A 10,001-nucleotide genomic window follows, 5' to 3' on the forward strand; every position below is an offset into this window, starting at 1 on the left:
CATAAATCCTTACACGACCTACTATCTTGACGCAGAAACCCTTCTGGTGGCTACCTATGTCTGGGTAGACGATGAACTCAAAGCTCTGCAGGCTCAAGGTATCGGCCTCCCCCGAAAGCAAAAGCACCAAAAGGCTACCCTCGCCGAGCTCCTAACCCTCGCCATCTTCCTCCTTTTGCAAGGTCAGGACCTGGCCAAAGGGTATCTGGCCGCCAAGTCCACCCTGAAGGCCTACTTCCCCCAGCTCCCCCACCTCACCCGCTTCTACCGGGTGCTGCAAAAAGCCCACCGCCTCCTGGCCCACCTGGCCCTGCGCCTTTCCGGGGGAGAGGGACACCTTCAGGTGGTAGACCTAAAACCCATCCCCCTGGCCCACGGCCATCGGATACACGGCTTTGACCTCCCGAAAGCTGCCGTGGGGGTAGGCCCCCTGGGGGCCTTCGCTGGGTACACCCTGGTGGCGGTGATGAACGAGGGGAGGCTTTTCTTCCGCTGGGCCGTGTTGCCCGGTAATGCCAGGGAGGCATGGGCCGAGGGGTTGTTGACGGGCCTTCCTGCGGTTCTTGGGGACCGGGGCTTTCGCTTTGTGGAGGGGGTGAAAACGCCTCCTTACCGGGTCAGGGGCGGGAAGGTGGTACAGACGGGGTGGAAAGGGTGGATGGGGAGGGTACGCAACTGGATAGAGACCCGGTTCAGCGTGATGGTGCGTTCTTTGGGGCTCCACCGGATTGAAGCCCGTTCCTACTGGGGGTTTCTGGCCAGGGTGAACCTGGTGCTGTTGGCCCACAACCCCATCCGGAGCCGGGTCCTCCCCAGGATGGCGGGGGTGGAGATGTAGGTAGCACACGAAGGGATGACGCCTCCTAGCCTGGCGTCCACCAAGGCCCCCAGCTCCCCAGGAACCTGGTGTTGAAGCGCCTTCCCAACCCTAGTAACTTGGCTTTAGAGAAAAGAGGGGGCGTGGGGGAGCTATAATCCCCTGGACTTTCAGTCCGTGGGATACATGGACTCCCCCACGTCCGCCGGAGACGCTGGTTTCGCCGCGTAGCGGGGAGGCGGACATAGCCTAGTGGGCGGCGGATGCGCTATCATATGCACGTGCCTGAAGAACGCACCACGCGCCAGGTGATCGAGCGCTACATCCAGGAGCAGCGCAAGCATCAGGTAGACGATGCATAAGGCGTTCAAGTACCGACTCTACCCCACCCGGCCCCAGCAAAAAGACCTGGAGCGCACCCTTGCGCTGTGCCGCAGCCTGTACAACGCCGCCTTGCAGGAGCGTAGAGATGCCTACAAGAAGGGCGGGAGGACTGTCGGCTTCTACGAACAGAAGAGGTATCTGCCCGAGATACGGGCCGAGCTGCCGGAGTACAAGCGCATTCATTCCCAGGTCTTGCAGAACGTCATCGAGCGGGTGGACAAAGCCTTCCAGGGCTTCTTCCGACGGCTTAAGGCCAAGGGGAAAGCGGGCTATCCCCGCTTCAAGGGGCAGGGGCGCTACGACTCCTTCACCTTCCCCCAAGCGGATAAAACAGGAGTCAAGGTTCAAAAGGGTCGGGTACTGTTGTACGGCATCGGCTCGGTCAAGTGCAAGTTCCACCGTCCTCTGGAGGGGAAACCGAAGACCGCCACGGTCAAAAGGGAGGGGGAAGAGTGGTACATCGTCTTCGTCTGCGAGGTGGACCCCAAGCCCCTTCCCTCCAACAACCGGGCCATCGGGATAGACCTGGGCACCAACCCCCACTTCCTCGTCACCTCCGACGGGGAGATGGTCGAGGCCCCCCGGTACCTCCACAAGGCGCAAGCCAAACTCGCCGCCGCACAGCGCAGCCTTGCCCGCAAGAAGCGGGGCAGCCGTCGTCGCGAGAAGGCCAGAAAGCGGGTTGCCAAGCTGCACCGCAAAATCGCCAACCAGCGCAAAGACTTCCACCATAAAATTGCAAGGAGGCTGGTCAATACCTATGGAACCATCGTTCACGAGAATCTGAACATCCAAGCCCTATCCCGCTCCCGTCTATCCAAAGGAGTTCTGGATGCGGGTTGGGCGCAGTTTCTCCAAATCCTCGCCTACAAAGCGGAAGAAGCTGGTAGGCGGGTCGTGGGGGTAGACCCCCAACATACAAGCCAGGACTGTCCAGTGTGCGGCCACCGGGAAAAGCGTCCCCTCTGGGTGAGGGAATTTACCTGTCCGGGTTGTGGGACTCCCCTGCATCGGGATGTGGCCGCCGCGCTGAATGTTCTGGCAAGGGCCTGGACGGGGCCTTCGGGGATGGGTACGGCGTGGGCCGTCCCGTGGTCACGGGCGAAGCCCGTATCTTGGGAACCGAGAAGCCTCGGACTTCAGTCCGAGGAGTCGTCACAGGACCAAGGAGAAGGGGGAGAACGCCATGGGAGGAAAGTTCGAGGGCAAGGTCAAGATCACGGAGGAACTCCTCTTTGATGAGGAGTTCATCGCCGAGCTCAAGCGCAGGCGGGAGACCCTGGGAGTCTCCGCCACCCGGTTCGCCCGGATGCTGGGCCTCCGGCCCCACTGGGTCTTGCGGGTGGAGCAGGGCAAGGACTACCTGGCCCGCAAGCCCTACTACCTGGTGAAGCGCTACCTCCGGGCCCTGGGCTTTGACGAATAGCTCCGGGGCGCAAGGGGCCGTGCAGGGAGCTGGCATAGGTAGGGGGTACGGGTGCCCATGGCCCGCGGGCCCTGGGGCGGGCCGTTAGGCTGGTCCTATGGACCCATCCCGCCTCCCCATCGCCCTCCGCCTCCTGGAGGGGGGAAAGGACCGGGAGGCCCTGGCCCTCCTCCAAACCCCCCAAGAAGGCCTCCCCGAGGCGGAGCGCCTGGCCCTCCTGGGCTTCCTGGAGGGCCGCAAGGGGGACTGGGGAGGGTACCGGGCCCTGGCCCTGGAGGCCGCCCGGAGGGCCCAGACCCCCCTCACCCTCTACCACCTGGGCCTCGCCCTGCCCCCGAGGGAAGGGGCGGTGGCCCTGGAGGAGGCCCTCCACCGCTTCCGGGGGAACTCCCAGGCGGAGGCCCGGCTCCACCTGGCCCTGGCGGTGGTCCTGGAGCGCCTGGGCCGTCCCGAGGCCCTGGCCCATGCCGCCTTGGCCCGCCTCAAGGCCCCTTCCCCCTGGACCCGGCTCCACCACCTCCGCCTGGAGCTCTTCTTCGGCGCCCTTCCCCTCCCCGAGGTCCTGGAAGAGGGGGAGGAGTTCCTGCTCCACGAGCTGCCCGGGGTGCGCCTCCTGGCCGGGCACACCCTGGCCCTGGCCCACCTCCTCCGGGGCCAGCCCCGGCGGGCCCGGACCCTCCTCCAGGGCCTCCTTCCCCTCCTGGGCCCGGGCAGCCTCCCGAGCTTCCTGGTCCTTGGGGCCTTGGCCCTGGAACCCCTTAGGGCCCGGCTCCTCCTGGAAGCGGCCCAGGCCGGCCCCCAGGCGGGGTGGTCCCAGGGCTTCCTCCTCCTGGCCCAGGGGCTCCTGGAAGGGGGGGAGGCGGCCAGGGATCTCCTCCTCTCCGCCCACGGCCTCCTCCGGGAGGACGGGGCCCTCTACGCCCTCCTGGCCGAGGCCCGCCTCAGGGCCCTGGGGGCGGAGGTAGAGGCCCCACTGGCCCCCCGCCTGGCCCCCGCCCTCCGCCCCGAGGCCCGGGCCTTCCTGCTGGGCCGAGGGGAGGAGACCTCCCTCCGCCTCCTTGACGGAGGTCCCCTACCCTCCTTAGGGCCTAGGGGCACGGAGGCGCTGGCCCTCCTCCTTGCCCACGAGAAGGGCATATCGGGAGAAGCCCTGGCGGAGGCCCTCTACGGGGAACCCAACCTAGGGGCCTTGAAGACCCTCCTCCACCGCCTGCGGGCCAAGGGCTTCCGGATCTCCTGCGCCCCCTACCGTCTGGAAGACCCTCCTCCCTCGGACCTTTTGGCCTTTCTCAGGGCCCTTTCCGGGAGAGACCTGGAACAGGCCCTTGCCCTTTACCAGGGCCCCCTCCTCCCCTGGAGCCAGGCCCCGGGGGTGGAGGCGCTCCGCCTAGAACTGGAGGAGACCCTGCGCCGGGCGGTGCTGGCCTCGGGGGACCAGGAGGCCCTCTTCCTCCTCGCAGAGCGCTTGGGGGAGGACCTGGAGGTTTGGGAGGCCCTCCTGGAGGGGCTATCCCCCGAGGATCCCCGCTACCCCATCGCCCGGGCCCGGGTGGAGCGGCTTCGCCGGGAGTACGGGGTGTGAACCGGGAGGGAAGCAGTCGGGACTCCAGCAGGCCAGGGAAGGGGCGGGACCAGGGCCTCTTAGAAGGGCCAGGAGAAGCCATCCCACGAGGAGAACCCAAGGCCACCTGTGCCTCATGCTTCCAGGGTGCCAAGGGGGAGGTTACGCGGGGAGTCCAAGGTTACGCGAGGTTACGCAGGGGCCATCGTTGGGAAGAGCTTCCACGTAACCTGGACGTAACCTCCCCCCTGCTACCCTGGGGCTAACCCGTAAGGGGGTGGAAGAAATGCACGAGAGGGGTTTACAACTTCCAAAGGTCGTAGGCCAGCAGCATGATTTCCTGATGGTTGCCATTGATACAGGCAATTTTATATTGGCTTACGAGGAGGACCTCGAAGAAGGATTAGGCTCGGAATACGAAAGGCTTTGGGTCGAAGACGTGCCCCTTGTCCTTGCCAGCGACGCTAGCGTTGTCCTACGCAGAGAGCGGTTCGGGGGAATACTCTACGGCTTTAAGAGGGGCATTTTTCTCAATCAGGAAGCCTTCGACCTTGTTAGATCCTTTGTAGTTGCTACTAGGCCATCGCTGGCCCTCAAGCAAGTTCTCAAAGAAGGAGGCTTAAGTGAAATTACCAAGGGATTTGTAGAGGCAGCGGGGCATTTAATCCTTTACTTGATTGCCGAGGGATACCTTCGCCCTTCTCAAGAAGGGCTGGAATCTAAAGCTTTGTTCCTAGACGATCAACACTTCTCCGATGACCGGTACTATAGGCCTCTATCCATGGAAATCGAGCTCACGAATAGGTGCTATAGGCGTTGTGCATACTGTGCATACGAATCCGGCCCTGAACCCAAAATACCTCTTCGGGAAGAGCTGACTTTCGATGAGTGGGGATATATCTTGGATTCCATAAGAAAGGAAGGGGTCTTCTACCTTGAATTCACAGGAGGTGATCCACTGAGTAGGCCAGATGGATTGGAGATCATCCGCCTAGCGGACGAGCTAGGGTTTAGCGTTCAAGTTAACACCGACTTGTCCGTGTTGCGAGATAGCGACTTAGATAAGATTGCGTCCACAAAAAATCTGAACTTCGTGGGTACCACTTTAGACGGATCTAGTCCGGATAGCCACGATTTGCTTCGGGGTAAGGGGGGATTTAAGACTACCTTGCGGCAGATAAGTCTCATTGCCAAAGCCGGTATCCCTCTGGCTGTCTTCACGGTAGTTCACAAGAAGAACTACACTGAGATTAGAAAGATAGGTGAAATCGCAACACAAAACAACGCTATGTATGGGATTGCGCCCATGTATCCCGCAGGGCGCGGGGCAAGCTTGAATCATCTCGTTCTTAGCCAGGAAGAGTGGGACTTCGCTGTAGGGGAATACATGGACATGGTTAGATTAGGTGCGATTAAGCCCCACCAAAGGCTGTGGTATAAGCTTTCTAGAGAACTTAGATCGGAAAACCCGGCCCGCGATCAGATATGGCTTACCTCTAGGGGTAATCGTGCTCTTCGCGTAGATCCGAGGGGTAATGTCTACGTTTCTGCCAAATTGCGTGAGTGGCGGCCCAGGTATTCGTTCTTCGGCAACCTTCTAACGAGCACTTTAGCCGACATTTGGGAGAATTCGCCTCTACTGCAAGAGCTACGGAAAATACCTGTTCAACCGAACTTCTTTGATGCCGTGGACATTCGGACTATCCCCAATTACACCAGCGAAATCCCTCTAGCTGATGGCTCAGCGTCCCAGCATGGCTAAGGATTTAACTCCGCCCTCGGGTACCTTCTCCTTCTTCCTCCTCGCCTTCCTTCTAACCCTGACCGGCCAGGGCCTGGTGGTGGCGGGCCTATGGCGGTTCCTGGAAGCGGGAGCCTCGGGGCTACAAACTTCGGTCCTCACCCTGGTTCAAGCCTTAGCGAGCATCCTGACCCCCTTTCTCCTCCAATCCTGGCTTGAGACCAGGCCCCAAATGGTGCTCCGCCTCCTCGCCTTTGGCCTTGGGGTAGCGGCCCTCCTCGCCCTGGGAAGCCCTGGCCTTAGCACCTTTCTTCTCCTTTACGCCGCCTTGCTCGCCCTCTTCCTCTTCCTTACGGCTGCTCTGGCCATCTACGGCGTTTTACTGGGAAGCGCCCTGCCCCGCCTCTTCCCTAAGGAGGCCCTGTCCCAGGCCAACGCCCGCTGGGAAATGGCCAATACCTTGGGCCTGGTCCTGGCCCCCCTCATAGGGGGCTTTGCCGTGGACCGCCTGGGGCCCTACGCCCTTCCCCTCTTCGCCCTTCCTCTGGGGGTGGCCCTGGTCCTCCTCCTGGGCCTGAAGGCCCCTCCTCCCCTAGGCCCTTCCGAAGGGAGGCGGAAGGCCTTTGGGGGTGTACCCTTGGGTGTTCTCCTCCCCGTTGCTCTACCTGCCCTTCTCCCTGCCCTGGCCCTCACGGGGGGCGGGGTCCTCACCGCTCTTCTCTTCCACGACCTCAAGCGGCCCGAGGGGCTAGGTATCGCCTGGGCGGGCTTTAGCCTGGGGGGCTTCCTTGTGGCCCAGGCCCTTACCCGCGTCTCCCTCCCCCCGGTCCTTGGCCTCCTCGGGGGGCTTGGCCTCCTGGGCCTGGGCAACCTGGGGAACGGCCTCCTCCCTTACCCCCACCTCCTCCTCGGGTCTTTGGTCTCGGGGGCGGGGGTTTCCGTGGCCCGGATCGCCTTCCGGACCTTCCTCCAGCGGCTTGCCCCCCCGGAGACCCTGGTGGGCCTCTTTGCCTACGTCAACGTCCTCACCCAGACGGCCCGGGTCCTGGGCTCCCCCTTGGGCGGGGGGCTTGGGGACCTCCTGGGGCCCAGGGGGGCCTTCGTGGCCTTTGGGAGCGTTTTCCTCCTGGCCTCCCTTCTCTTTCCCCCTCTCCTCCGCCTCTCCCAAAGGGTTCTCTCCCCTCGTGGTGACGCCGAGGGGCGTGGGTGAGGCCCTCCTGGGCTCCACGGGCGGTATTCCCCTGCTGCTACTCTGGGGCTAACCCGTAAGGGGGTGAATGGCGATGCTCAAGGAGGTGCAAGAGGTCAGGGTCGGCGGCCGGACGCGGCGGGTGTACGTGCGCCCCTTTGCCATGCCTGCTCCATTACAGGTGGGGTCATCTGGATGGTGGAAGGGTTCGCTCTAGAGGCTTGAACCCGGTCTGGAAACTGGCCTTTCTTTCCGAGGCCCTGGGCGACCTGGGGGCCGCCCTGGGCTTCAGCGCCTTGAGCCTGGAGGTGGCCCGCACGGGGGAGGCCTTCTGGGTAGGCCTCTTCGCTGCCCTCGGGTACTTCACCCTAGGCCCTTTGCTCCTCCTGAGCCCCCGGCTGGACCGGGGAGACCCGGTGAGGGCCCTCCTCCTCCTGGCCCTTCCGTTCCCTCCTTTCCTCGCGGGGGGCCTGCTCTATGGGTTTGCCGTCGGGGTCACGGGCGTCCACCTGCGGGCCGTGCGGGGGTGGTTGCTGCCCGAGGAGGCCCTGGCGGGGAGCCTGGCCGCCCTGCGGGCCCTGATCTACGGGGCGGGCGCCTTAGGGGGAACCCTCTCGGGGGTCCTGGGGGGGATCGGCGTGACCCTGCCCTTGCGGGTGGCCCTGGCCTCCTTCCTGGCCTTCTACCTCTTCGCCCTTGGCCCGCTCCATCCCAGGCGCCTGGAGGAGGTAGAGGCCATGGGGAGAGCCTCCTAGCCGGTGCGAAGAGGGCTTGGTCTTATCGCTAAGCTTGTTTCCCGCAAGGCTGACCCTCCCCTGAGGCCCGGGTGGACCGGCCCTACCCATGGGGGTGGGGGGTAACACTACCTTGGAAGGGCGCAGATGGGCGGAGGGGGAACGGAGTCTCGGGAAAACGGCGGGAGGATTCCTGAGCCGCTTTGGCGTGGGGGTTTGGGCGTATCCCCTCAGTTTGTGGTGGTGGGAGGGACCTGGTGCCCACGGCTCTGGGCCGGGTAGCTTGAGCCCGGGCCCCCCACCAAAAGAGCTGGAAAGGGCACCCCCGAAGGGAAGGGGTCTACTCCCTGGAGGCCTCCGGGACCCCCTTCACCCTACAGTTTTAGGCTCCCCTTCACCCCGAGGGCGGAAGCGGCACCTCCAGGGAAGAGGCCTCCTCCTCCCGGGGGGCCTTGGACAGGCTTTCCTCCGCCTCTAAAAGCCTGAGGAAGCCCATCAGGTCCACCGCCGCCAGGTCGTAGAGGAAGGCCTCCACCACCCGCTCCGGCACCACCCCCTCGCCCCCTCGCACCGCGTACCCCAGGGTCCTCAGGCTCTGGGCCACCGTGGCCGCAAGCTGCTGCTCAAAGGGCACCGGGGCCGCAGGGAAGAGGATCCGCACGGGGCTCTTCATTCCAAGGCGCACCACCCGGCCCAGGACCTGGTCCAGCCCCGTGGCCGTCCAGGGCAGGGTGAGGACGATCTGGGCCGTAGGTCTCTTCCCCGTGGTGTCGTGGAAGGAGAGGCCCACACCCCCCTTGCCCGCGGTGGCCAGGAGGAGGCGCACCCTCCCCTCGTCCCAGGCCGCCTTGGTCCTCCTGAGGGCGCTTCCCGTCTCCGCCCCGGTGTAGAAGGCGAGGTCCTCTCCCAGCCCTCCGAAGGCCTCCCGGACCATCGCCACGGGGGAGGGGAGGGTGAGCCCGAGGCCCTTCAGGGCCGGGGCCAGGTGGCGGTGGAGGGCCCCCTTGAGCCCCCTCTCCTCGGCGTCCTGGAGGAAGGCCTCCACCGCCTCGGGGCTCGTGAGGTCCAGGGTCTTGTCCGAGCGGTACTGGACGAAGAGCAGGACGTGCCACCCCTCCTCCAGGAGGCCGGCCACCAGGGGAAGGGCCGCCCTCAGCTTGATCCTCTCCAGGATGGCCCGGGAGAGGAGGGTGCGCTGGGCCATGACGATCCCCCGCTCCTCCTGGGGGGCCCGGTAGGCCGCCGCCTTGAGCCGCCTCCGCACCTCCGCCAGGAGGGCCTTCGCCTCCTCGGGGACCTCCAGGAGGGGGACCTCGTAGGCCACCAGGCCCTCTGGGGGGCGGAAGAGGCGCTTGGTGAGGAGGTTGCGGTCCCGGAGGTACCCGTGGAAGCGGGCTAGGTCCTCAATCCCCCCCGCGAAGTAGAACTCCCTCCCTCCCCGGTACCGCTCCCGGGTGTAGACGGCGAACTGGCGCATGAAACGGGTGAAGAGGCGGTAAGGGACGAAGCCCGTGGGCTCCAGGAGGTAACGGGCCTCCCAGGGCCGGTCAAAGGGGGTGGCGGTGGCGTAAAGGGTGAAGAGGGCCCGCCAGGCGGCCTCCACGTGGGCCTCGAGGTAGGCCACCCGCTCGGGGTCCTCCACGACGGCCTCTCCCGTCCAGAGGTCGGGGTAGGCGGCCCCGTTTTCCGTGATGTAAAGGGGCCAGGGCACCTCCCGGCCGAGGTGCTTCAAGAGGTGGTAAAGCCCCTCGGGGTAGACCTCCCACCCCATGGCCGTGACCGGCCCCTCCGGGGGAAGGTAGCGCACGGGCAAAGGCCCCGTCCCCGGGGCCACGCGGACGGGGGCGTAGTAGTTCACCCCTAGGAAGTCCAGGGGCCTTGCGACGAGCTCCAGGTCACGGGAGAGGTTGGGAGTGGGCGGGGGGTCTTGAAAGGGGCTTTCGGGATACCCCCTGCCCAGGATGGGGTCCAGGAAGTAGCGGTTGTGGTAGCGGTCAGCCACGTCCACCGCCTCGGGGTCCTCGCCGTACACCGGGGCGAAGTTGAGGACGATCCCCACACGCTTCGTCCCCGCTGCCCTCAAGGCCTCCACGGCGAGGCCGTGCCCCAGGAGGGGTCGTGTCAAGAGTTATGTGTAAGAGTCTGTGTG

Annotated in this window: 8 protein-coding genes; 7 read left to right on the forward strand and 1 reads right to left on the reverse strand. The window is 64.8% G+C overall.

Translation table 11 applies throughout. The annotated features are described in order from the left end of the window. The first annotated feature begins 1 nt into the window (after window position 1). The 7 genes from ACZ5RK_RS00190 to ACZ5RK_RS00220 all read left to right on the forward strand — a co-directional run bounded on the left by ACZ5RK_RS00190 (window position 2) and on the right by ACZ5RK_RS00220 (window position 7,873). A complete protein-coding gene (locus ACZ5RK_RS00190; protein WP_126164695.1) occupies window positions 2-838 on the forward strand; it encodes a transposase in 837 nt (278 codons plus the stop codon). 333 nt (window positions 839-1,171) lie between these two features. After that, window positions 1,172-2,440, forward strand: a complete 1,269-nt coding sequence (locus tag ACZ5RK_RS00195) for an RNA-guided endonuclease InsQ/TnpB family protein (RefSeq protein ID WP_231291389.1) — start codon at window positions 1,172-1,174, stop codon at window positions 2,438-2,440. Beyond that, window positions 2,388-2,627, forward strand: coding sequence for a helix-turn-helix domain-containing protein (locus ACZ5RK_RS00200; RefSeq protein WP_014516141.1), 240 nt, complete (start codon window positions 2,388-2,390; stop codon window positions 2,625-2,627). Before ACZ5RK_RS00195 ends, ACZ5RK_RS00200 begins: the two co-directional genes overlap by 53 nt. 97 nt (window positions 2,628-2,724) lie before the next feature. Beyond that, window positions 2,725-4,209 (forward strand): hypothetical protein, encoded by a 1,485-nt coding sequence (locus ACZ5RK_RS00205; protein ID WP_014516140.1) that lies wholly within the window; start codon window positions 2,725-2,727, stop codon window positions 4,207-4,209. Window positions 4,210-4,474: 265 nt separating this feature from the next. Continuing rightward, complete coding sequence (locus ACZ5RK_RS00210) at window positions 4,475-5,950, forward strand: radical SAM protein (RefSeq protein WP_014632236.1); 1,476 nt, start codon at window positions 4,475-4,477, stop codon at window positions 5,948-5,950. Then, on the forward strand, window positions 5,943-7,139 hold the full coding sequence (locus ACZ5RK_RS00215) for an MFS transporter (protein WP_003043751.1): 1,197 nt from the start codon (window positions 5,943-5,945) through the stop codon (window positions 7,137-7,139). Before ACZ5RK_RS00210 ends, ACZ5RK_RS00215 begins: the two co-directional genes overlap by 8 nt. A 200-nt stretch (window positions 7,140-7,339) precedes the next feature. Continuing rightward, window positions 7,340-7,873, forward strand: a complete 534-nt coding sequence (locus tag ACZ5RK_RS00220) for a hypothetical protein (protein WP_014516139.1) — start codon at window positions 7,340-7,342, stop codon at window positions 7,871-7,873. A 373-nt stretch (window positions 7,874-8,246) separates the two neighbouring features. Here the strand turns inward: ACZ5RK_RS00220 and ACZ5RK_RS00225 are convergent, their stop codons facing one another. Beyond that, window positions 8,247-9,977: a family 1 glycosylhydrolase gene (locus ACZ5RK_RS00225; protein ID WP_245537212.1), complete on the reverse strand. Its 1,731-nt coding sequence runs from the start codon at window positions 9,975-9,977 to the stop codon at window positions 8,247-8,249. Window positions 9,978-10,001 lie beyond the last annotated feature (24 nt).

It is taken from the genome of Thermus kawarayensis JCM 12314 (genome assembly GCF_055393575.1).

Coding starts and splice junctions, on each gene's coding strand:
- ACZ5RK_RS00195 (WP_231291389.1), top strand. CDS start 1,172: ATGCATAAGGCGTTCAAGTACCGACTCTACCCCACCCGGCCCCAGCAA.
- ACZ5RK_RS00200 (WP_014516141.1), top strand. CDS start 2,388: ATGGGAGGAAAGTTCGAGGGCAAGGTCAAGATCACGGAGGAACTCCTC.
- ACZ5RK_RS00205 (WP_014516140.1), top strand. CDS start 2,725: ATGGACCCATCCCGCCTCCCCATCGCCCTCCGCCTCCTGGAGGGGGGA.
- ACZ5RK_RS00210 (WP_014632236.1), top strand. CDS start 4,475: ATGCACGAGAGGGGTTTACAACTTCCAAAGGTCGTAGGCCAGCAGCAT.
- ACZ5RK_RS00215 (WP_003043751.1), top strand. CDS start 5,943: ATGGCTAAGGATTTAACTCCGCCCTCGGGTACCTTCTCCTTCTTCCTC.